This window comes from Rhizobium sp. Root491 (genome assembly GCF_001427205.1).
In the GTDB taxonomy this organism is placed as follows: domain Bacteria; phylum Pseudomonadota; class Alphaproteobacteria; order Rhizobiales; family Rhizobiaceae; genus Agrobacterium; species Agrobacterium tumefaciens.
The window spans coordinates 174328-195677 of sequence record NZ_LMFF01000017.1; the positions used below are offsets into that span (position 1 = coordinate 174328).

The 21350-nt window shown below is 58.8% G+C and carries 17 protein-coding genes; 5 read left to right on the plus strand and 12 right to left on the minus strand.

The window, feature by feature from the left end; translation table 11 throughout:
• Positions 1–87 precede the first annotated feature (87 nt).
• From ASD46_RS20940 to ASD46_RS20960, 5 genes are all read right to left on the minus strand, one after another.
• The gene (locus ASD46_RS20940) at positions 88–2427 is read right to left on the minus strand and encodes an EAL domain-containing protein (RefSeq protein WP_060642602.1); all 2340 of its coding nucleotides are present in this window, start codon (positions 2425–2427) and stop codon (positions 88–90) included.
• Between the two features lie 185 nt (positions 2428–2612).
• Positions 2613–3716 carry a hypothetical protein gene (locus ASD46_RS20945; RefSeq protein ID WP_060642603.1) on the minus strand — a complete coding sequence of 368 codons (1104 nt, stop codon included), beginning with the start codon at positions 3714–3716 and terminating at the stop codon, positions 2613–2615.
• 245 nt (positions 3717–3961) lie between these two features.
• Positions 3962–5500 carry an ABC transporter substrate-binding protein gene (locus ASD46_RS20950; RefSeq protein ID WP_370953851.1) on the minus strand — a complete coding sequence of 513 codons (1539 nt, stop codon included), beginning with the start codon at positions 5498–5500 and terminating at the stop codon, positions 3962–3964.
• Between the two features lie 116 nt (positions 5501–5616).
• Positions 5617–6597: a mannonate dehydratase gene (locus tag ASD46_RS20955; RefSeq protein WP_060642604.1), complete on the minus strand. Its 981-nt coding sequence runs from the start codon at positions 6595–6597 to the stop codon at positions 5617–5619.
• Between the two features lie 67 nt (positions 6598–6664).
• Positions 6665–7378, minus strand: a complete 714-nt coding sequence (locus ASD46_RS20960; RefSeq protein WP_004431172.1) for a FadR/GntR family transcriptional regulator — start codon at positions 7376–7378, stop codon at positions 6665–6667.
• Positions 7379–7583: 205 nt separating this feature from the next.
• On the opposite strand from ASD46_RS20960, the gene ASD46_RS20965 reads away from it, so the two are divergent.
• From ASD46_RS20965 to ASD46_RS20980, 4 genes are read left to right on the plus strand one after another with little or no spacing between them, the layout of a single operon-like run.
• The gene (locus ASD46_RS20965; protein ID WP_004431168.1) at positions 7584–8612 is read left to right on the plus strand and encodes an ABC transporter permease; all 1029 of its coding nucleotides are present in this window, start codon (positions 7584–7586) and stop codon (positions 8610–8612) included.
• Positions 8609–9508 (plus strand): ABC transporter permease, encoded by a 900-nt coding sequence (locus ASD46_RS20970; protein ID WP_013761140.1) that lies wholly within the window; start codon positions 8609–8611, stop codon positions 9506–9508. Before ASD46_RS20965 ends, ASD46_RS20970 begins: the two co-directional genes overlap by 4 nt.
• On the plus strand, positions 9495–10340 hold the full coding sequence (locus ASD46_RS20975; RefSeq protein WP_025594967.1) for an ABC transporter ATP-binding protein: 846 nt from the start codon (positions 9495–9497) through the stop codon (positions 10338–10340). The genes ASD46_RS20970 and ASD46_RS20975 overlap by 14 nt, the downstream gene beginning before the upstream one ends.
• Entirely contained in the window at positions 10337–11074 is a 738-nt protein-coding gene (locus tag ASD46_RS20980) for an ABC transporter ATP-binding protein (RefSeq protein WP_025594968.1), read from the plus strand. Before ASD46_RS20975 ends, ASD46_RS20980 begins: the two co-directional genes overlap by 4 nt.
• Before the next feature lie 108 nt (positions 11075–11182).
• Here ASD46_RS20980 and ASD46_RS20985 read toward each other — a convergent pair whose 3' ends face one another.
• The 7 genes from ASD46_RS20985 to ASD46_RS21015 form a co-directional block, all read right to left on the minus strand.
• Positions 11183–12235, minus strand: coding sequence for an ABC transporter ATP-binding protein (locus tag ASD46_RS20985; RefSeq protein ID WP_060642605.1), 1053 nt, complete (start codon positions 12233–12235; stop codon positions 11183–11185).
• Between the two features lie 18 nt (positions 12236–12253).
• Positions 12254–13096 (minus strand): carbohydrate ABC transporter permease, encoded by an 843-nt coding sequence (locus tag ASD46_RS20990; RefSeq protein ID WP_060642606.1) that lies wholly within the window; start codon positions 13094–13096, stop codon positions 12254–12256.
• Positions 13086–14018 (minus strand): carbohydrate ABC transporter permease, encoded by a 933-nt coding sequence (locus tag ASD46_RS20995; protein ID WP_060642607.1) that lies wholly within the window; start codon positions 14016–14018, stop codon positions 13086–13088. The genes ASD46_RS20990 and ASD46_RS20995 overlap by 11 nt, the downstream gene beginning before the upstream one ends.
• A 10-nt stretch (positions 14019–14028) precedes the next feature.
• A complete protein-coding gene (locus tag ASD46_RS21000) occupies positions 14029–15300 on the minus strand; it encodes an ABC transporter substrate-binding protein (RefSeq protein ID WP_060642608.1) in 1272 nt (423 codons plus the stop codon).
• A 49-nt stretch (positions 15301–15349) separates the two neighbouring features.
• The gene (locus ASD46_RS21005; protein WP_060642609.1) at positions 15350–16951 is read right to left on the minus strand and encodes an FAD-dependent oxidoreductase; all 1602 of its coding nucleotides are present in this window, start codon (positions 16949–16951) and stop codon (positions 15350–15352) included.
• A gap of 5 nt (positions 16952–16956) precedes the next feature.
• On the minus strand, positions 16957–18027 hold the full coding sequence (locus ASD46_RS21010) for a LacI family DNA-binding transcriptional regulator (RefSeq protein WP_060642610.1): 1071 nt from the start codon (positions 18025–18027) through the stop codon (positions 16957–16959).
• 210 nt (positions 18028–18237) lie between these two features.
• A complete protein-coding gene (locus ASD46_RS21015; protein WP_060642611.1) occupies positions 18238–18975 on the minus strand; it encodes a prolyl oligopeptidase family serine peptidase in 738 nt (245 codons plus the stop codon).
• Positions 18976–19262: 287 nt separating this feature from the next.
• Here ASD46_RS21015 and ASD46_RS21020 point away from each other — a divergent pair, with 287 nt between their 5' ends.
• Positions 19263–21329 carry an ATP-dependent helicase gene (locus ASD46_RS21020; protein ID WP_060642612.1) on the plus strand — a complete coding sequence of 689 codons (2067 nt, stop codon included), beginning with the start codon at positions 19263–19265 and terminating at the stop codon, positions 21327–21329.
• Positions 21330–21350: the final 21 nt, after the last annotated feature.

Here is a 21350-nt window from a genome sequence, read left to right on the forward strand (position 1 = left end):
ACACAATCCTAACGATCTGCGTTCGCTCTCGTTCCATAGGCGTAGGAGAATGGAGTTACGACGGCATCACGCCGCCGCACTCCTCTTTCAGACGGAATGTTTCTTCCGCTTGCCGGTACTTGCCGCCGCGGCAGGAGCCACATCCGGCCTGCCGAAGAGATAGCCCTGCGCCTGCGCGCAACCTTCATCGACAACCATGCGATATTGCGCGTCGGTTTCGATACCCTCTGCCGTCACTGGCAGATCGAGGCTGCGACCGAGGCCGATCACCGCGCGCACGATGGCGCGGGCATTATCATCTTCGCTCATGGCGGCGATGAAGCTGCGGTCGATCTTGATCTTGTCGAAGGGGAAGCTCTGCAAGTTGCTGAGCGAGGAATAACCGGTGCCGAAATCATCCATGACGATGGCCACACCCAGCGCCTTCAACTGGTTGAGGATGATCAGCGTCGCCTTGCGGTCCTTCAGCAACGCGGCTTCGGTGATCTCGAGTTCCAGCCGGTTCGGCGAAAGGCCGGACTGCATGAGAACCGTGCAGACCACATGGCCGAGATTTGCGAGCGAAAACTGCAATGGTGAAACATTGACAGCGATTTTCAAGTGCGGCGCCCAGGTGCTCGCCTGGCGGCAGGCCTCGCGCAGCACCCATTCGCCGAGCGAGATGATGATCCCGCTTTCCTCTGCAATCGGAATGAAGACATCCGGAGGTACGACACCCCTTGTCGGATGCTGCCAGCGTACCAGCGCTTCATAACCGACGACCTGACCACATTCGACGGAAAGGACAGGTTGATAGTTCAACACCAATTCGTTGCGGTTGATGGCGAGTCGCAGATCAGTTTCGAGCTGGCGACGCTCGCGGGCCTCCTGATCCATCAGGGGATCATAAAAGGACAATATTCCGCGCCCACCCATCTTGGCGCGGTAAAGCGCCAGATCAGCGGCGTGCAAGATGCTTTCGTTGCTGTTCCCGTCCCGCGGAAAGACGGCGATGCCGATGCTGACGCCGACAGCGGTCGGGTCGTTGGCCGCATTCATTTTCAACCCGAACATGGCAAGGATTGTCTCGGCAAGCAGACGTGCCTCCTCCGATTTGGTGTGCCGGGCAGTCAGGATAACGAATTCGTCGCCCCCGAGACGGGCGACGATATCTCCCGGCCTTGCGCATTCATCGAGGATGGTCGCAACTTTTTTCAGCACCCGGTCGCCCTCGGCATGGCCGAAAATGTCGTTGACCGCCTTGAACCGGTCGAGATCGAGCGCCAGCAAGGCAAACTCATCCTCCGCGTCGCAATGTTCGATCTGCTGGTGCAGCCGCGTCTGGAACATGGTGCGGTTCGAAAGGCCGGTCAGCACATCGTGGCGGGCCAGATATTCGATCTCCCTTTGCGCCTCCCGCTTTTCCGTCAGGTCGCGAATGGCCAGCACTTCGCAAGGATGGCCGCGATACTCGATGGTGCGCACGGCAAGCTCGAACACCTGCGGCCGGTCGGTGCGTTCTCGGATTGCCTCAACCGGCGCGAGGCGCGGCAGATAGGTGGGCTGTCCGTCCATGGCCTTGAAGAGATCATCTGGATTTTTACCCATCAGCGATGCCTCATCGCTGCCGACAAGCCCGGCAAAACGGGTATTCAGCTCAACAATGCGGCCATCACGGACCACGGCAAGACCATCCAGCGTCGCATCCACAAGCCCCTTGAGATCGACAAGGTAACGGTCAACGAGAGCGGCGGTGGCAGTGGCTGCGAGGACCAGGAAAGTCACGCCCGAAACGGCAGCAATCATGATCACTCTGGCGAGATTGTCGGGATCCGGGCCAGCGACGGACGGATCCGGCGACAGGATCGTGGCCGACATGGCGGTGAAATGCAAAGCGCAGATTGCCACGATCGAACATCCGGCCGGAATGACGATGCGTTTCCATGCGGCGGAACGAAGGAACAGGAAAAAGGCCAGCAGAAAAGATACCCAGGCAACGGCAAAGCCACCCAAAACGGGGCCCCAGCGATAGCTGATCGTAGCGGCCACATCCATGCCCGCCATTCCGACGAAATGCATGACGGCAACAGAAAGGGTAACCAGCGTTCCGACGATAACGGGACTGTAGCTCTCCTGCGAGCGCGCCCTGAGCGCCAGCCAGAACCCCAGAACGGCCAGAACCGCCGACAGCGCCGTGAACTGGAAATCAAAGCCGATCGGGACTGAACCCTTATAAGCAAGCATGGCAACGAAATGCGTGGCCCAGACGCTGAGCCCCGCTGCAAAGGCGGCAACCAGCACCCAATAAGGCTTGCGGCCAGCCGGGCTTTCTTCCGCACGCAACAACAAATGGAAAAAAGCATGCATGCCAAGCAGGCAAATAACCGCTGCAAGCAGTACGATCGCATGATCGTGTTGTACCGCAACGCATTCCAGAACCGTGAACATGATGCACTCTCCCAGCCTCGAGAACCGCCCACGATCGCACTATGGAGTTGGTTTATTTATAAATCTCTAATGCAACTTTGGATAATTGATCGATCTCATCGACAAAGAGCCAGCAGACGCCGGGCCGACGCGCCAGCCCATCAAGCTCTTGCGACCGGCCCGATAAACGCCAAGAGAGAAAGCCTTTATTTCCAGCTTCTAAAATCGTCCCCGGCACAACCGAAAGGTGCCGGACCATCAGCAAAACGCTCCTGCAGACGCGCGCAGCCCCACTCGTTGAGCGCCGCGGGCATCATGTTGTTGAGGTCCATGCCCGGAGAGTTGAATTGCGAAGGCGCGCTGGTGACGTACCACAGCCAGTACCCCAAGGTTGCAACGACGATAAAGGCGACAATTGCAACGAACGTTGCCAGCCGTCGCGCAAGGCTTGGGGCCTTTGTCACCGCCGCGCCGGGGGCGGATACGCCCTCCTGCCCACGGTTCGCAAGCACCGGTTCGAGCGAGGCAAGTGCTTCCGCTCTTTCCTGTTCCGATAGGTCAATTCGCTCCAGCCGATCGTCAAGCAGAACGGGCAGCGGGGTTTCACCGTGCCAGACCGCCAGTGCGACATCGTGTTTGCCTGTGTGGCCAACGACGACCGGGATTCGCCCTCTCTCTAGGTAGGTAAAGGATTGCCTCTTCGTCTTCCCTTCCCTGACCGTATCGGCATAGGTCACGAAGAGACGGCTGCGTTTTTCGGCGACCGCCGTCAGCGCCACCGGAATAACAGTCAATGGCGCCGGGTGCCGCAGACCCAGACGAGCCCGCAAGGTGCGGATAAGTGCAAGCAGCAGTGCGAAACAGCCGAAACCGAGCAGGGCAACGAACACGCCCAGGGTTATGATCCGGTTCCAGAGCATATCGAGGCCAAGTGAAATCGTTGCAAGTTCGGGATTCTTCGCCGAAATGACCAGACCGGTTTCATAGTCGCCGGAATGGAAATCGACGAACATGACCTCGACATCCTTCTTGTAGCTCACACCGCCATGCTCGTAGGAAAGCTCAGCTTCGCAATTCGTGAAGATCGCCTTGCGGGTCTTGCAACTGCCGTTGATATCGCCGCTTTCGATCTCCAGCGGGTCGCGGCTGATCTGATAGTCGCGCAACACACCCGGGCCTTCGGCCACGAGCAGGACGACTGTAATCACCAGCAGCACGGGAATGGAGAAATAATAGGCCGCCGGTACCGAAATGACACCGCGCTTCAAACTGAGCGGCCTTGCGGGAAGTTTTATCTGTGGGAAGCTCATGGTGCCAACGCATTTAATGGAATGTGAGCGAGCGGGGTTTGGGAATCCCGCTCTGGGAAAGAGTCGATCGCTGCACGGTCTAACCCGCTAGAGCCATCGCGAAAACCCTAAGAATTCAAGGATGCGGACGTAATAGTTCGCACGGCGGCCCTGTCTTAATTGGCCAGCAAGCAGTCGAGGGACCCACAAAAAAACGGGCGGTAAAGTCACCGCCCGTCACATGTTTTCCGTCTAGTGGTTTGCAGTCACTGCTTCGTCACGTTTTCCAGTCGCGTCGTCTGGCTGGGGTGACCGACATAATCCTTGACGCGCGACGTCAAAACGATCGGCTCGTATCTCTCGAAGAGAGGCAGAACGGCTGGCTTCTGCGCGACGAACATTTCCTGCATCTGGGTGTAGATTTCCCCACGTTTCTTGGCATCGGGCTCAAGGGAAGCCTTTGCGGTCAGAGCCGTCAGTTCCGGAATGTCCCAGGCAGAGCGCCAGACGAAATTGCCGGCATTGTTGGCAGCAAGCGAGTTGTCGGGGTTACTGGAGAACTGCTCCATCGAGCCGAGGACGTTGGGCATATAGGCGCCCGTCTGCGGAATGAGCAGATCGAAGTCTCGCGCACGGTGAGCGGCAATCACATCCGAACCGTTACCCTGCTGAATGTTCACCTTGATACCGACCTGGCTGAGCGATGCCTGGATGGCCGTAGCAAGATCGATACGCGGCGTTTGGGCAATTGTCTTCAGATTAAGCGTGAAGCCATTCTCATAACCGGCTTCCTTCAGGAGAGATTTCGCTTTCTCGACATCAAGCTTCCAGTCGGGGCTTGGAATGGCATATTCGAAATTCTCCGGAACCGGCACCGTGCGCGCCCTACCATAGGGGCCCATGATGGTCTTTTCCATTCCCTTGTAGTCGATGCCGTAAGCAATCGCTTCGCGAACCTTGGGGTTGGAAAGAGGCTCCTTGCCGGCATTCATGGACAGGACGTAGAAACCACCCGTCGGCACGCGCTGGATCTGAAAACCTTCCTTGTTGTTGAAGGTCGCAAGGTCGGATGCCGTCAGCGCGCTGGCAATGTCGATGTCGCCTCGCTCCAGCATCAGGCGCTCCACCTGACTTTCGGGTACATGCCGCACGATCACGCGACGCATTTTCGGGCTGCCAGCCACATAGTCCTTGTTGGCCTCAAGAATAATGATTTCGTTCGGCGACCAGCGATTGAGGGTGAAGGGGCCTGAACCGGCGGAATTTGTTCTCAGCCACGCGTTGCCCCAGTCGCCGTCAACTTCATGGGACTTGAGCTCCTTGCTGTCGACAACGCTGGCAATGACCATCGCCAGACGATAGAGCAGCAGTTCGGATGTCGTTTGCCCCGACAGTTCGATGCGGACGGTCTTTTCGTCCGGGGCGCTCACCAGCTTGTCGACATTTTCCGCGTTGTAACCAACGCGCTTGAGGTTGGCGGCCGCCGCCTGATTCATCTTCAAAAGGCGGCTGAACGAATATACCACATCTGCGGAGGTAACGGGATTGCCCGAGGCAAAGTTGGCGGCGCGAAGATGAAACGTGATGCCCTTGTCATCTGTCTCCCAGCGCTCTGCCAGCTGCGGCGAAACCTTCCCCGAGCCATCGACCGAGATCAGCCGATCGTAAAGATTGGCCATGATTTCGTTGGCTTTCGCTTCGGTGGCCTGATGCGGGTCTAGCGACAGCACCTGGGCAAGCGATGTCCCGACGACGAGCTGGTCGTTGGGGGTCTTGGCCGCCACCGGCGACGCCTGCACCAACATGGCGCCCAGAACGGTGGTGAATGCGAGACGGATCATTGATTTTTTCATACCTGCTCCTCCTACAGATCGGTAATTGCAAGCCGGCAGCGCCACGTGCGCAAACCGGCCTGAAACAGTCAAAGATGGTTGTTATTAAGCGCCTCAATGAGCGCGGCGATGTAGCCGTAGCAAAACGCAAAGGCGACACCGACGGGATCGCGGCCCGCAATCGTCGGCACATGATCGGGCATGATCATGTAGCGATAGCCGAGTTCATGGTAGAGCTTCAGCGAACGGACCATGTCCATGTCACCCTCGTCGGGAAACGTTTCCATGAACGACAGCTTGCCGCCGCTGATGTTGCGGAAATGGACATTGAATATCTTGTCGCGGCTGCCAAACCAGCGGATGATCTCGTCGATCTCCTCGCGCGGATTGTCGAGCATCTCGCCGATCGATCCCTGGCAGAAATTCAGGCCGTGATAGGGGCTTTCCCGCATCTGCACGAATTTCTTCAGGCCCTCGACGGTGCCGAGCACCCGGGTGACACCCTTGTAGCCGGGCGGGGTGTAGGGGTCATGCGGATGGCAGGCGAGCCGGACCTTGTTGCTTTCGGCAACCGGCACCACGCGTTCGAGGAAATAGTCGATGCGTTCCCAATTTTCGTCCTCGGATAGAACACCGGCAAGGCCCGGAGCCGCATCATGGTCCGCCTTGTCCCATCGCCAGGCTTCATTGAGCGAACCACCGCGCCCGCGCTCCATTTCAGTGCGCGGGATGCCGATGAGATTGAGGTTGTATTTCGCCGCCGGGATGCCGGCCCTGGCGATATCCTCAATCATTCTGCAGACGGCATCGATCTGCCGGTCGCGCTCTGGCCCGGCAAGCAGGATATCGGGAAACGATGCCTGTTCGATCGGCCTTGATGGCAACGGCAATTGCACCATGTCGAGCACGAGGCCAAAGCTCTCGACCTTGTCACGGTGACGCTCAAAATCCTCAAAGGTCCAGCTTGCGGGTGCACCAGGCGGATCGGCGTTGATATTATTGACGCCAAGCTGCGCCCAAACCTTGAAATCCTCGTCATCGCGCGCTGTCACCTGGGTGCCGACATACATCGATTCTCTCCTCACTCCATGCTAGTCATCATATGACATCGCACGAAATAAGATGAGTGTCGAGATGCTATTGCGCCTCGGAAAGCAACCTGTATCGACGCTGGCTCGCAAGCATATGATCGCGCATGGCTTTCCGCGCAGCATCCGGATCCTGCTCTACGATGGCGCGCAGGATTGCCTCATGCTCGGCCTGCACTTTGCGCAGATAATCCGCGTCGCCCGTCTCCGGCAGGGTTGGAAACTGACCGCGCGGTATCGAGCGTGACCCGAACTGGCGCAGTGCCTCGAGATAGAACCGGTTGTTGGTCGCTATCGCAATTGCCGTGTGAAACTCGTAATCGGCACTGACGGTGCTTTCGCCCGCATCGATGGCCCGGCCCATTTTCCGATGGGCTGCGGAAATCGCCGCTTCCTGCTGGGCTGTGCGGCGATAGGCGGCAATTGCCGCTGCTTCGCCTTCGGTTGCGAGCCGAAACTCAAGCATTTCCAGCGTTTCTGCAATTGTGCCAACTTCGGATTGCGTCAGCTTCACACCGGCCCACTCGCTGACATTGCTGACGAACACGCCCTTGCCGTGGATGGGAATGACATAGCCGGAAGAGCGCAGATCCGCGATCGCCTCGCGAACCACTGTGCGGCTCACGCCGTAGGTGCGCTCAAGCTGCGGTTCCGTGGGAAGCTGATCGCCGTTCTTCAGTTTTCCACTGCGAATTTCTGCACTGAGATTATCGATGATCTGTTGTGCCCGCCGCTCCCGCGGCTTTTCCCTATCGCCCATCATGCCACTCTTCCCTCTTGCAGAAAACGAATCCCTTCGTTACTCATATGATGACGTGGCGTTACGTCATATGTTTTCATGTTAGCTCAGGGAGGAGTTGGGATGAAGTACCATCAAAAGTTTTTGCAGGGTAGAATTGCTCGTCTGCGGCGAGCCGTTCAAAAAGTGGCATCGCTGACAGCGTTTTCTCGTGGAAGTGCGATTTGCGATGACTGAAATTTCATTGCGCGGGCTTGGACATCGCTTCCTGCAACTTGTCGTCAGCCTCTTCATCCTGCTCTGCATCACCTTCATCATTGGCCGGGTGATGCCGACCGATCCGGTCGGGGCAATCGTCGGTGAGCTTGCAGATCCCAAAGCCTATGAAGCCATGCGGGCTCGGCTTGGGCTTGATCTCCCTCTCTACCAGCAGTTTTTCATCTATCTCCGCGGCCTGCTGCACGGCGATTTCGGTATAGCTATCCTGACCGGAAACCCGGTAACGCGGGACCTGGCGCAAGCCTTCCCGGCGACGCTTGAGCTTGCAACGCTGGCAATCATCATCTCCACCGTCATCGGCGTCCCGCTCGGTCTCGCCGCGGCCCTGTTTCGCGACACGTTTATCGACAAGTTCGCACGTGTCTTTGCGCTGGTGGGGCATTCGATACCCGTATTCTGGTTCGGTATCGTCGGGCTCGTGATTTTTTATGCGAATCTCAACCTTGTCGCCGGGCCCGGTCGCGTGGACGTCTTTTACGAAGGCCTCGTGGAGCCGAGAACAGGGCTGATGCTGGTCGACACTCTTCTCGCAGGTGAGACAGAGATTTTCTGGAATGCGCTCGCGCATATCATGCTGCCGGCGATCATCCTTGCCTATATGGCAATGGCCTACATTACCCGCATGACCCGCGCCTTCACCCTCGAACAGCTCAGCCAGGATTATGTGATTGCGGCGCGTGCGAAAGGCGTCAGCCCGGCGCGCACCGTAACCCGCCATGTACTGCCGAATATCGCGGTGCAGCTGATCACCGTTCTCGCCATCTCCTATGGCAACCTGCTGGAAGGCGCCGTTGTGACCGAAATCGTCTTTTCCTGGCCCGGCATCGGACAATACATGACGAATGCACTGCTTATCGGTGACATGAATGCGATCCTCGCAGCCACGATCGTCATCGGCTTCATCTTTATGATGCTCAACTTCCTCGCAGACGTGGCCTACACCACGCTTGACCCGCGGACACGGGAGGTCGCTCGATGACCGATATAACTCAGAACACTCCGGTGCGGAGCCGCAGCGCATTGTCTCGGATATCCACAACGACGGCGCGGACGCTGCGGAAGCTTGGCGACGAGCCGCTTGGAATGTTCGGCTTTGCCATTCTCGCCATTCTGGTCGTGGTTGCCATTTTCGCTCCCCTGATTGCGCCATATGATCCGGTGCGCCAGGTGCTCGACAATGCGCTTCAGCCTCCCAGCTGGGCGCATCTGGCGGGAACCGACGAATTTGGCCGCGACATTTTCAGCCGCCTCGTCTATGGCACCCGCATCACGATCCAGACCGTCTTGTCGGTCTCGGTCATCGTCGGCCCTATCGGCCTTGCAATCGGTGTCATGGCCGGTTTCTTCGGCGGCAGAACCGACGCCATTCTGATGCGCGCGACCGATATTGTCCTTTCCTTCCCTTCGCTCGTTCTGGCACTTGCCTTTGCTGCTGCAATGGGAGCCGGTCTCGGCACCGCAATCATCGCGATCTCGCTGACCGCCTGGCCGCCCATCGCGCGTCTGGCGCGTGCCGAAGCGCTGGTCGTGCGCAACACCGACTATGTTGCGGCCGCACGCCTCTACGGGGCCTCGCCGATGCGCATCCTGTTTCTTTATATCGCTCCGATGTGCATTCCTTCGGTCATCGTCAGACTGACATTGAATATGGCCGGTATCATCCTGACGGCCGCCTCGCTTGGCTTCCTCGGTCTTGGCGCTCAGCCGCCACTTCCTGAATGGGGGGCGATGATTTCCAGCGGCCGTAAATTCATGCTCGATTACTGGTGGGTCGCCGTCATGCCCGGCATCGCGATCCTTTTGACGAGCCTTGCCTTCAACATCGCTGGCGATACGCTGCGCGACCTACTGGATCCGCGTCATGCCCGTTCCTGATAGCTCTCCCATTCTTTCGGTCCGCGATCTTAACGTTCGCTTTGGCCGCAACGCCATCCCCGCCGTCTCCAATGTCAACTTCGACGTCGGGCGCGAGCGTGTCGGTATCGTCGGCGAATCCGGGTCCGGAAAGTCCACGACCGGTCGTGCCGCCATGCGCCTTCTGCCCAAGAGTGCCACGGTGACGGCAGAACGGATGGATTTCCTCTCCGAACCCCTGCTTGAAAAATCCGAGCGCCAGATGGGTGCGATCCGCGGCAGCGAGATGGCGCTCATCATGCAGGACCCGCGTTATTCCCTCAATCCGGTCCTGCCGATCGGAAAGCAGGTGGCGGAAGCGGCCGAGCTGCATCTGGCCCTCAAGGGCAAGGCCGCCAGAAATGCCGCGCGCGACATGCTGCTGCGCGTGCGCATCAACGATCCTGACCGCGTGATGGGGCTTTATCCCCACCAGATTTCAGGCGGCATGGGACAGCGCGTGATGATCGCCATGATGCTGCTTGCCAAACCCAAGCTGGTCATCGCCGACGAACCGACCTCAGCACTCGATGTCAGCGTCCGCAAGGATGTCCTTCTGCTTCTGGACGAGATGGTGCGCGAAAACAATTCAGGCCTCATCCTCATCAGTCACGATATCCGCATGGTCGCGGCCTTTTGCGAACGTGTGCTGGTCATGTATGGCGGACGCGTCGTGGAGACGCTTTCCAAGCTCGAAGATGCGCAACACCCCTATACACGGGGCCTGATCGCGGCCATGCCCGATCCCCGCAATCCGGTCCGGCGCCTCAAGGTGCTGGATCGCCAGGCAATCGATGCGGAGGTGATGCGATGATCACGGTAGACAAGCTTGATGTCGTCTACGGCACGAAGGAAAACCGCAATCATGTCGTGCGCGACGTCAGCTTTCGGGTCAACCGAGGCGAGACACTCGGCATCGTTGGCGAAAGCGGTTGCGGCAAGTCGACATTGCTGCGGTCGCTTGCCGGCCTGGAATCCGGCTGGACCGGATCGATCTCTTTCGAAGGCAAGCCTGTGGGCAAAGTCCGTAGCCGCGACGAGCTGAAGCTGGCGCAGATGGTGTTCCAGGACCCCTATGGTTCCCTGCACCCACGCCACCGCATCGGCCGGGCTCTTGCCGAACCGATCCGCTCCATGGGGCTTGGTGACGGCTGGTCGAAGGTTCCGGCCGCGCTGCAGCAGGTTGGCCTGCCCGCGCATTTTGCCGAGCGCTTCCCGCACGAACTGTCCGGAGGCCAGCGTCAGCGTGTTGCGATCGCCCGCGCGCTTATCCTCGAGCCGCCGATCCTGCTTCTCGACGAGCCGACATCCGCTCTCGACGTCTCCATTCAGGCGGAAATCCTGAACCTGCTGGCCGATCAGCGCGACGAGCAGAACCTCACCTTCGTTCTCGTCAGCCACGACCTGTCGGTTATAGCCCATATGTGCGACCGCGTTCTGGTCATGCAGAATGGTGTTTTTGTCGATGAGTTGACCAAGGCCGATCTTGAAGCGGGCATCACCCACGCGGCCTATTCAGGCGAACTCTTCGAGAGCAGCTTCCTTTGAAAGCCGTCATGGGGTGAGCCATGGGAACAGCTGGACTGCGAGGTTTTCCCTGGCAGTCCAGTAGTCGATCAGGCCGTCGGGCCGCGCAAGAGGCAGATGGCCCCGTGATCAGTTCAGCCGTGCTCCGTCTTCACTCGAAAACAGATGGACGCTGTTAAGCGTCGGCGAGACCATGATGCTGTCGCCGACTGCCTGCCCTATGCGTTCCCGAAAGACGCCGAGCACCTTGGTATCGCCGAGTTTCATGGTGACCTGCGTTTCCGATCCTAATGGTTCAACCAGCATTATCTCGGCAGGCACGCCGCCGGCATCAAGCAGGAAGTGTTCCGGGCGGATGCCGTAAACGGCCTGTTTGCCGGCAAAGCCGGCCGCGGAAACTGGCAAGGGCAACACGATACCTGCGGTTTCAAAACCTCTTTCAGTTATCGTGCCGGTCAGGAAGTTCATCGATGGCGAACCGATGAAGCCCGCAACGAACTGATTTGCCGGGCGGTCGTAAAGTTCGAGCGGCGTGCCGATCTGCTCGACCCTGCCGCCATTGAGAACCACGACCCTGTCGGCCATCGTCATCGCCTCGACCTGGTCGTGCGTCACATAGATCGTGGTGGTTTTCAGCTTCTGATGCAGCGCCTTGATCTCGCCGCGCATGACGACGCGCAACTTCGCATCAAGGTTTGACAGGGGCTCATCGAACAGGAACACCTGCGGATTGCGAACAATGGCCCGGCCCATCGCGACGCGCTGGCGCTGGCCGCCGGAGAGCTGGCGGGGATAACGGTCGAGCAGCTGCGCAAGGCCAAGAATATCCGCTGCCCAGTTCACCTTTTCAGCAATTTCCTGCTTGCTCGAGCCCCGATGCTCCAGCGAAAAGCCCATATTGCTGGCCACCGTCATATGCGGATATAGGGCATAGGACTGGAACACCATGGCAATATCGCGGTCCTTGGGATCGAGATCGTTGACGACCCGTTCGCCAATCCTGAGCTCACCGCCGGTAATCGTTTCGAGACCGGCTATCATCCGCAAAAGGGTCGACTTGCCGCAGCCGGAAGGCCCGACAAGCACAACAAACTCGCCGTCCTTAATGGCGAGATCGATGCCGTGAATGGTTTTCACCGCGCCATAGCTTTTGCGGATGTCGGAGAGAGTAACGTGAGCCATCAATCGGTTTCCGGTTCTTCAGCCCTTGAGGCCGGTATGGGCGAGGCCTTCGACAAACTGCTTCTGGGCAATCACGAAGACGATGAGCACGGGCAGCGCAGTCAGCGTCGCTGCGGCAAGCTGGATGTTCCACATCGGCCCGCCATAGGCGTCGGTATATTGCGTCAGCGCCTGCGGCAGCGTGAACATCTCGGCGCTGGAGAGAAAGACGATGGGTTCGAGGAACAGGTTCCAGGAATGCAGGAACGTAAAGATCGCGACCGAAGCAAGCGCCGGCTTTGCCAAGGGCAAGGCAATCTTGCGAAATATCTTGAAGCGTCCAAGACCGTCGACGCGTGCGGCCTCCTCCAGCTCTCCTGGCAGCGTCACAAAAAACTGCCGCATGACGAAGGTGGCAAACACACTTGGCGCCCCGAAAATCGGCACGAGGATCAGCGGCCAGTGGGTGTTGACCATGCCTGCCTTCAGGAACATCTGGAAGAGCGGCACGATCGTCACTTCGGACGGGATCAGCAGGCCAAGCAGCACGATCATGAAGATCACATTGGCGCCCGGAAACCGGATCCGTGCGAAGGCATAGCCTGCCATTGAGGAGATGATCATCGTGCCAATCGTCACGACAGCGGCAATGTAGGCGGAGTTCCAATATTGCCGCACGAAGGGCTGCAACTCGAACACCTTCGCATAGGTCGTCCAGTCGTGGCTCTGCGGGATGAGCTGCGGTGGGAAGGCGAAGATGTCGCTTATGGGCTTGATGGAGGAGGTAACCATCCACCAGGTCGGAAAGACGAACGGGATCAACAGCACGCACAACAGCCCGTAAAGCGCCACCTGCATGCGGGGGGAAAGGTCAGCTTTCATAAAAGACGATCCTCTTGCGCATCTGCCACTGGGCAAAGGTCAGCACTGCAACAATCAGAAACAGCAGGATGGACAGCGTCGAGCCGTAACCGAAGAAATGGAACTGGAAGGCCTGCTGATAGAGGTAGTAGACCAGCACCGTGGTCGACAGACCCGGCCCGCCCTGGGTCAGAACCGCGATCTGAGCAAAAACCTGTAACGAGCCGACAATGGTGATGATGGAGGTCAACAGGATCGTCGGGCTGATCAGCGGCAGGGTGATGCGACGGAACTGTTTGAAGGCTGGCGCACCGTCGATGCGGGCGGCCTCGTAGAGTTCCTTCGGCACGCCCTGAAGTGCCGCCAGAAACAGGATCATGTTGAGCCCGACATTTTTGAAGACCTGCACGACGATGACCGAAATCATCGCTGTCGTCTCCTCGCGCAGCCAGTTGGGGCCTTCGATGCCGACCATCAGCAACATGCCGTTGATGCCGCCGTTCTTCTGCAGCAGGAAACCCCAGACGATCGTCCAGGCAACCAGAGACACGACGACGGGCGAGAAGAACAGCGTTCTGAATATCGCAATGCCGGCAAGCTTCTGGTTGAGCAGCACGGCAAGCAGCAGCGCCAGCGACAGGTTGAACACGACGAGGCCGGCTGAGAATATCCCGGTCGCGCCCAGCACCTCCAGAAGATTGCCGTCTTCGATGAGCATCCGGTAGTTCTGCGCACCGGTATAGGTGAAGGTATTGGCGAGCACGTTCCACTCGTGCAGCGAATACCAGAACACCAGCCCCAGCGGGATCAGCACGAAGATGATGATCCCGATCAGCTGCGGGGCGATGAACAGAAAGCCAGCAAGACTGTCGCGCCGCGCGATGGTCCAGAACGCCGATACCGGGCGATGCTGGGGACGGGTAATCTCCTGCACGACAGCCATGGCTTTCTCCTCAGCGCTTCAGGAGCGGCGCGATCTGGCCGCAGATTTTTTGAAGCGCTCCCGCGACATCGGCCTCCGGCCGCCAGACCGCATCGAGGTTTGAGCGCACGATCTGCTGGATCTGGGCAAAGCCGGTGTGGCCGGGCATGACCTTGCCCGTGGCGATGCCTGATATGACGACCTTTTCGATCTGTTCCTGGCTGAGTAGCGGATTGGTTTTTTTCAACACCTCCGCATTCAAAAGCGACTTGCGCGCCGAGGGGAAGAACTGGCTGAGCTTTGCCGAATTTTCCGGATTGGTCATGTAAGCAACGAATTCGGCCGCCGTCTGCGCATTCTTTCCGGACTGCATGACGCCGATGCCGGCCTGTCCGATCAGCGCGTATTCACCGGCAGGTCCCTTTGGCAGCGGCACGAGGTCCCAGCCGAAAGGCTTGTCCTTCGGCAAAAGCGAGGCCCGGCTGATCTGGGTAATGGTCATCGCGGCATTACCGGCGAAGAAATCGACCGTCTCGCCGGGGCCGGGCATGGCCTTCTTGCTGAAGATGGCATCATGGATGAACGATACAGCATCCGCCATCGGCTTTTCCGCCATGGTGCAGGTTGCGCCATCCGCGCTCCAGGGCGATGCGCCCCAGCCGTTCCACACGGAGGTCAGATATTGCCAGCTCTGGTAATTGAAGTCGCGGACGACAAGCCCGCCCTTGCCGGATTTTGCGACCGCCGAGGCGGTGGCGATGGCGTTTTCCCAGGTCCATTCGCCGGCAGCGATCATCTCCGCCGGCGTCTTTGCACCTGCGGCCTTGATGAGATCATTGTTGACGAAGACCGCAAAGGGCGAGGTCGAGAACGGATAGGCGAAGAGCTTTCCGTTCTGCGACCAGCGTTCCGTGGCCCCGGCGCTGACTTCGTCGAGATTGTAACCCTGCGCGGCCTTCAGCGTGTCGGTAAGCGGGTAGAGCGCGCCTGATTTGACGAAATCATAGGCCGAGGTCTCAAAAATCCAGGCCATGTCAGGCGCATTGCCGCCCGCAATCTGGGTCGTGAGCGCAGTGGTGTAGGTGTCGAAAGGCAGGGACTCATAGGTCACGCTGACATTCGGATGGTCCTTTTTGAAGCCGGCTGCGATGTCGTTGAACAGCTTTAGATGCGCCTCGTTGGCACTCCAGATCGTCATGCGCAGCTTGACCGCATCCTGTGCCGCCGCTGCCCCTGCCAGCGCAAACGAGCCGATAAGGGCCAGCGCGCAGGCCGTGGTTTGCATTTTCCAATGACTATTCATTCCCAGTCCTCCTCCAAAGATGGGTTCGATCGAACGACAGTCCGCCGTCCTAATAGGCCGCGATATCCGGCCAGCGTATTTCAATGCCTTCGCGGGTCAGTGCCGTCTGGAAGGCATGAAGATGGTCATCGTCTTCCTGCACCTGATGCGGTGTGAGACCTTTTTCCAGGCAATAGGCCGCCAGCATTCCGGCCACTTCGCCGATATTCCATTCGACTGGATGCAGGCGGTAGCAGCCATTGGTGATATGCGTCGTGCCGATGTTCTTGCCCGCCGGAATAAGGTTCTTCACGCGCTCGGGTATGAGTGCGCCAAGCGGAATCTCGAACGGGCAGGAAGGCACATCGATATAGTTGTCGCCACCGGTCGATGGGTGCAGATCGATGCGGTACATGCCGATGCCGATGCTGTCGCGATAGCGGACAGCCCCCCTGTCACCGCGAACCGTGTAGGAAAGATCCTGTTCGACGATGCGCGTGACGGGCTTGATGCGGCGGCTTTCCCGGATATAGGGCGCCATGGCAAGGCCGTGTTCGGTGCCGGTAATATCGCCTCTGAGACGCAGGCCGCGAAAACCCTGTCCGCCATCAAGGCGCGGCGCTTCGGTCTGCAACCAGTAAAACACCGAATAGGAAAGTTCGGCCGCCGCCTTCAGATGCCGCGCCTTTTCTTCTTCCGACACATCGATGATGGTGCCGTCCATATAGTCGATCATCGGCCAGTTCACGAGGCAGATGTCGGATTTATAAAAACCTGGCGCAAAGTTCTTGCGTGCCGCGATGCGACGGAAAATCCAGAGGTTTTCATCGCCACCGCCCTTGCGCTGGTCGGCATCAACCAGCAGCGGATCGTCGTCCGGATTGGGCGTGAAGGAGCGGGTCGTGTGTTCCAGCGTGCGCGGATGCGGCGCGGTGAAACCGAGCATCGGCCCACCCCAGAAATGCGGCTGGTACTTGCGCCAGTAGTCGTAATTATCAGGCTTGTCGATCGTCTGATCGCCGTCGACATGATCGATTGCAAAGCAGATCGACACGGCCTGCACATTATCAGGCTGGGCGCTGGCCGGCGCACTGGGCTCACCCGTGTCCGATTGCGCCTCGAACCCCTTGGCATATTCCGTGCCCGTCATCGGCAACAGATCGCCAAGCTCGGTGGCATCAAGAATGTAGTCGGCGGAAATGACGATCTCGGCTCCGCTGTCGCGATGCCGCACGGTGATCGCGCGCACCCGGTCGCCATCCACATCGGCAGCAACCGGCCGATAGGGCTTGAGCACCGTCAGCCGGTCGGCGCCGATATAGGGCATAAGCATGCTTTCCATCACCGCAAGGCTGACGCGCGGCTCGGCGCAGATGCGGCTGACCCAGCCGCCACCCGGATTGAGGTCAATCCAGGAGCGGGCGCCTTCCCTCAACGGATAATGGTCGCGGTAATATCGGCGCACGCCGTTGCGTAGTGCGCGATAAGAGCGGGTGATGCCGAACTGCTCGACCCAGCTATGTTCGTCCGATGGAACGGCCTGGCTGGTCAACTGACCGCCGATCCAGTCATATTCCTCGGTCATGATCACGCGCTTTCCGGCACGTGCGGCACCGAGCGCCGCCGCCACGCCGCCAAGGCCACCACCGACCACAAGAATGTCTGCTTGCATCTCTTTCACGTCGTCTCATCCGTTTCGTTGACTGGGGACTTATCTGGGGAGGCCACTGGAGCCGGCCCCAATGTTTCACCCTTGACGGGTTGGCACTTGAGTAGAATTTGACTTCCCGGGCTGCCGGTCTCGATGCGGTTCACCAGCATTGCAGTCGCCTGCCGGCCCATCTCTTCACGTGGAATTTCATAGGATGTGAAACGCACCGGGCTGCGGCCGGCACGAATATGGCTGCCAAGCACGACCATCGAAAACACGTCGGGCACCCCAATTCCGCGCTCCCGTGCCAAAGTCTCGACGCGCACCGCATCCGCCAGTTCTATGAAAAATGCCACCGTCGCGCCCCTTTCGATGATCGCGTCGAGGATCTTTTCGGCAGGCCGGTTTACCGCCTTTATGTGCAATGCAAGCGTCGCCGCTGTGCCGAGCGCATCACTGAAACCTCGCCAGCGGTCGGCAATCGATTCCGCCGGACCCGCAGGGCCGATATAGGCGAGCTTGGAATGCCCGAGCATCATGGCATCTTCAACAAGCTGCCGTGTGCCCGCGGCATAGTCGCCGCCAACATAGGGCACGGGCCCGCCAGCATCGTCGCGTCGGCCGATCGCCACGAATGGATAATCTTCCGAGACCAGCCGGGTAAGCTCCTTGCGGTCAAATTCACGGCCCAGGACCAGGCAGCCATCGGCGATCCGGAGCCTGTTGCCCTCGGAAAAAATCTTGCGGTTGTTGCCGACGCCGGCACTGGTCAGCAGCAGAAGATCGTATGCCTGCTGCTGCGCCTCTTCCTCGATGCCCAACAGGAACGGCGTAAAGAAGTCCGCCTGTCCGCTTGGAAAAGCAGGCTCGTAGGTGAAGACGCCGAGGATGCGATTAAGCCCCTTGGCCATGCGGCGCGCGATCGGGTCCGCGACATAACCCGTCTTGCGAATGACCGCCTGTACGCGTTCGCGTGTTTCTGCCGGGATACGTGCAATCGCGGTCGGCGCGCCGTTCAGAACAAGCGATACTGTTGCCTGACTGACGCCGGCAAGCTTCGCAATATCGTTCTGAGTAAGGCGTTTATGGCTGGTCACGCAATGCCCTCCCCGACATTCGTTGATTGCTAATACGTATTAGCTGTTAATGCGTATTAGCACGACCGCCCTACTCGGTGTCAAGAGGGGAAACACACGCTTGCGGAGAGATGTTTTGACGAAGGCTTATAACGTGGCCAGCCCGGCCTTATGACGGCCGCGCTGGGTTATGGGCTTTCATACCATCGGTAAATGGTGCCCGCTGGGGGTTCAGGGTGCCGAAGGCGTCTTTGCGTCTGCAAGCTTTTGCTGGAGAAGCCAGGTCCACATCGCCTCATCGCCGAGCACTTTTGCTTCCACCTCTTCATGGTTCGTATCTTCAAAAACCGTCAGCCGCACATTACGTTTCAGTTCCTGGAGACGCTGAACGAGGACAACAGTATCGGACAAAGGGATCACCTCGTCCCTTGAGCCGTGAAAGGCCCAGAAGGCTGTCTTTTCATTGGTGCGGTTGAGGTAATGGCGGATGCCGCCACCGGCAATTGGGACGACCGCAGCAAAAGTTTGTGGAAACTGCTCGGCCATTGACCAGGCGCCGAACCCTCCCCGGCTATATCCAATCAGATAGATACGGCTGCGGTCCACCCGATGATCCGCCACAACGGAAGCCAGGACGCTTTCGACGCGCTCGATCGGATAAAGCAGTTCCTCACTCGGATTTTGTGGCGAAAACACCATGAAAGGAGAATCACGGCCCCCTTCGATCAATTTTGGCAGACCGCTGCGGCGCAGCTTTTCGACGTCGCTCCCGCCCTGATCGCCGCCATGCAGCCAGACCACGAGAGGATAGGTTTTGTCCGAACCGGCATAGTCTTTGGGCGTATAAAGCAGATAATTGATATCCGACGCGATCGTGGCGTCAGACCTCATGGCCTTCTGCTCGGCAAACGCAAATGTCGATGTGGCCAGTGCCGCAACAGCGATCAGGCATAGTTTCAGATGCTTCATGCTTTTGTCCTCCCAACAAACACGTCTTCCAAGACGCGACTGGTGAACTCATCAGCCGCCGGGTTGGTTCAGTGGTTTGAAAAGCATGCCGGTCAACACGCCATGCGGAACCCGATTGAGGCTGCGAATATCGATCAGCCAGGTTTGTCCACCGCAGTGTGTAGGACAGAGACATGCGTTCATTATTTGTTCTGGCCTGCTGTTTGAGTTTTTGCTAATCATTGCAACAAGAGTGCTTTTGAAAAATGCCGTCGTCGTGCGGATAGGCAAATATCAAGGATGCAGGCATGGCGGTTGCCTATCTGGACAAACTGAACGAGCAGCAACGCAAGGCCGTGGAACATGGCGTTGGGCCTTCAGGCGGACACACGGCGGGACCGTTGCTGATTATCGCCGGTGCCGGTTCCGGCAAGACCAATACGCTGGCGCACCGGGTGGCGCATCTGATCGTCAATGGCGCCGATCCTCGCCGCATCCTGCTGATGACGTTTTCACGGCGTGCCGCTTCCGAAATGTCGCGTCGTGTCGAGCGTATCTGCAAGCAGGTCATCGGCGCCAACGCCGGAGCCCTCACGGATGCGATGGCCTGGTCCGGCACGTTTCACGGGATCGGCGCGCGCCTCTTGCGAATCTATGCGGAACAGATTGGACTGGACGTGGATTTCACGATCCACGACCGCGAAGACAGCGCTGATCTGATGAACCTTGCCCGACACGAGCTGGGTTTTTCCAAGACCGAGAGCCGTTTTCCGACAAAGGGCACCTGCCTTGCGATCTATTCGCGCGCCGTCAATTCACAAACGCCGCTGAAAGAAATCCTGCGCCAGCACTATCCATGGGTGTCCAGTTGGGAAGAAGAGCTCAAGCAATTATTCGCCGCCTATGTCGAGGCCAAGCAGGCCCAGAACGTTCTCGATTACGACGATCTTCTGCTCTACTGGGCCCAGATGGTCAGCGATCCCGACCTTGCAGGCGATATCGGCAATCGTTTCGACCACGTGATGGTCGACGAATATCAGGATACCAACCGGCTGCAGGCCGCGGTGCTGATGGCACTGAAGCCGGGCGGTCGCGGGTTGACCGTGGTGGGTGACGATGCCCAGTCGATCTATTCGTTCCGGGCAGCAACGGTGCGCAATATCCTTGATTTTCCGGCATCTTTCAGCCCGGCTGCCGATATTATCACCCTTGATCGCAACTATCGCTCGACACAGCCGATACTGGCTGCCGCCAATGGTGTCATCGACCTTGCCCGTGAGCGGTTCACGAAAAACCTCTGGACCGAACGACAGTCACTCGAGCGGCCGAAGCTCGTGACAGTAAAAAACGAAACCGAGCAGGCGAACTTCATTATCGACCAGGTGCTGGCCAATCGTGAGACCGGCGTGACGCTGAAGCAACAGGCCGTGCTGTTTCGCACCTCCAGTCATAGCGGGCCGCTTGAAGTTGAACTTACACGCCGCAACATTCCCTTCGTCAAATTTGGCGGCCTGAAGTTTCTCGACAGTGCCCATGTAAAGGACATGCTGGCGGTATTGCGTTTCGCGCAAAACCCGCGCGACCGCGTCGCCGGTTTCAGGCTACTTCAGATGCTGCCGGGTATCGGGCCAAAGAAAGCCGGCAATATTCTCGATACGATTGCGGCAGATCCTGAACCTCTGCTCGCCCTTGCCGAAATTCCGCCGCCACCCAAAACCGGTGATGACTGGGTATCCTTCGTGCAGTTGCTGGCGAACATGCGAAAATCGCACGGCGGCTGGCCATCAGATATCGAGCAGGCGCGGCTCTGGTACGAGCCCCACCTCGAACGCATCCATGAGGATGCCGAGACGCGGAAGGCCGATTTGCTGCAACTCGAGCAGATTGCCGGCGGCTATCCTTCCCGCGAACGCTTCCTCACCGAACTGACGCTCGATCCGCCGGATGCCACCAGCGATCAGGCAGGCGTGCCGCTGCTCGATGAGGATTATCTGACGCTTTCAACCATTCATTCGGCAAAAGGCCAGGAATGGCGTTCCGTCTTTATCCTGAACGTGGTCGATGGCTGCATACCCTCCGATCTGGGTGTCGGCTCCACGCATGAAGTCGAGGAGGAACGCCGGCTGCTCTATGTCGCCATGACGCGCGCCAAGGACAGCCTGTCACTGATAACCCCGCAACGGTTCTTCACCCATGGCCAGAACGCGCAGGGCGACCGGCATGTCTATGCCGCTAGAACCCGCTTCATACCGGCAACTTTGCTGCAGTTCTTTGAAACCGCCACCTGGCCCCTGGTTTCGGCCGCAGCCTCCGAGCGCAGCGCGCAGCAGATCCGCATCGATGTAGGCGCGCGGATGCGGGCGATGTGGAAATAGGGAAGATCGTACAGGCTGGAA

Bases quoted from the DNA above. Each gene is read 5' to 3' on its own strand.
- ASD46_RS20940 (WP_060642602.1), bottom strand. From the start codon at position 2,427: ATGTTCACGGTTCTGGAATGCGTTGCGGTACAACACGATCATGCGATC.
- ASD46_RS20945 (WP_060642603.1), bottom strand. From the start codon at position 3,716: ATGAGCTTCCCACAGATAAAACTTCCCGCAAGGCCGCTCAGTTTGAAG.
- ASD46_RS20950 (WP_370953851.1), bottom strand. From the start codon at position 5,500: ATGTTGGTGCAGGCGTCGCCGGTGGCGGCCAAGACCCCCAACGACCAG.
- ASD46_RS20955 (WP_060642604.1), bottom strand. From the start codon at position 6,597: ATGTATGTCGGCACCCAGGTGACAGCGCGCGATGACGAGGATTTCAAG.
- ASD46_RS20960 (WP_004431172.1), bottom strand. From the start codon at position 7,378: ATGATGGGCGATAGGGAAAAGCCGCGGGAGCGGCGGGCACAACAGATC.
- ASD46_RS20965 (WP_004431168.1), top strand. From the start codon at position 7,584: ATGACTGAAATTTCATTGCGCGGGCTTGGACATCGCTTCCTGCAACTT.
- ASD46_RS20970 (WP_013761140.1), top strand. From the start codon at position 8,609: ATGACCGATATAACTCAGAACACTCCGGTGCGGAGCCGCAGCGCATTG.
- ASD46_RS20975 (WP_025594967.1), top strand. From the start codon at position 9,495: ATGCCCGTTCCTGATAGCTCTCCCATTCTTTCGGTCCGCGATCTTAAC.
- ASD46_RS20980 (WP_025594968.1), top strand. From the start codon at position 10,337: ATGATCACGGTAGACAAGCTTGATGTCGTCTACGGCACGAAGGAAAAC.
- ASD46_RS20985 (WP_060642605.1), bottom strand. From the start codon at position 12,235: ATGGCTCACGTTACTCTCTCCGACATCCGCAAAAGCTATGGCGCGGTG.
- ASD46_RS20990 (WP_060642606.1), bottom strand. From the start codon at position 13,096: ATGAAAGCTGACCTTTCCCCCCGCATGCAGGTGGCGCTTTACGGGCTG.
- ASD46_RS20995 (WP_060642607.1), bottom strand. From the start codon at position 14,018: ATGGCTGTCGTGCAGGAGATTACCCGTCCCCAGCATCGCCCGGTATCG.
- ASD46_RS21000 (WP_060642608.1), bottom strand. From the start codon at position 15,300: ATGAATAGTCATTGGAAAATGCAAACCACGGCCTGCGCGCTGGCCCTT.
- ASD46_RS21005 (WP_060642609.1), bottom strand. From the start codon at position 16,951: ATGCAAGCAGACATTCTTGTGGTCGGTGGTGGCCTTGGCGGCGTGGCG.
- ASD46_RS21015 (WP_060642611.1), bottom strand. From the start codon at position 18,975: ATGAAGCATCTGAAACTATGCCTGATCGCTGTTGCGGCACTGGCCACA.
- ASD46_RS21020 (WP_060642612.1), top strand. From the start codon at position 19,263: ATGGCGGTTGCCTATCTGGACAAACTGAACGAGCAGCAACGCAAGGCC.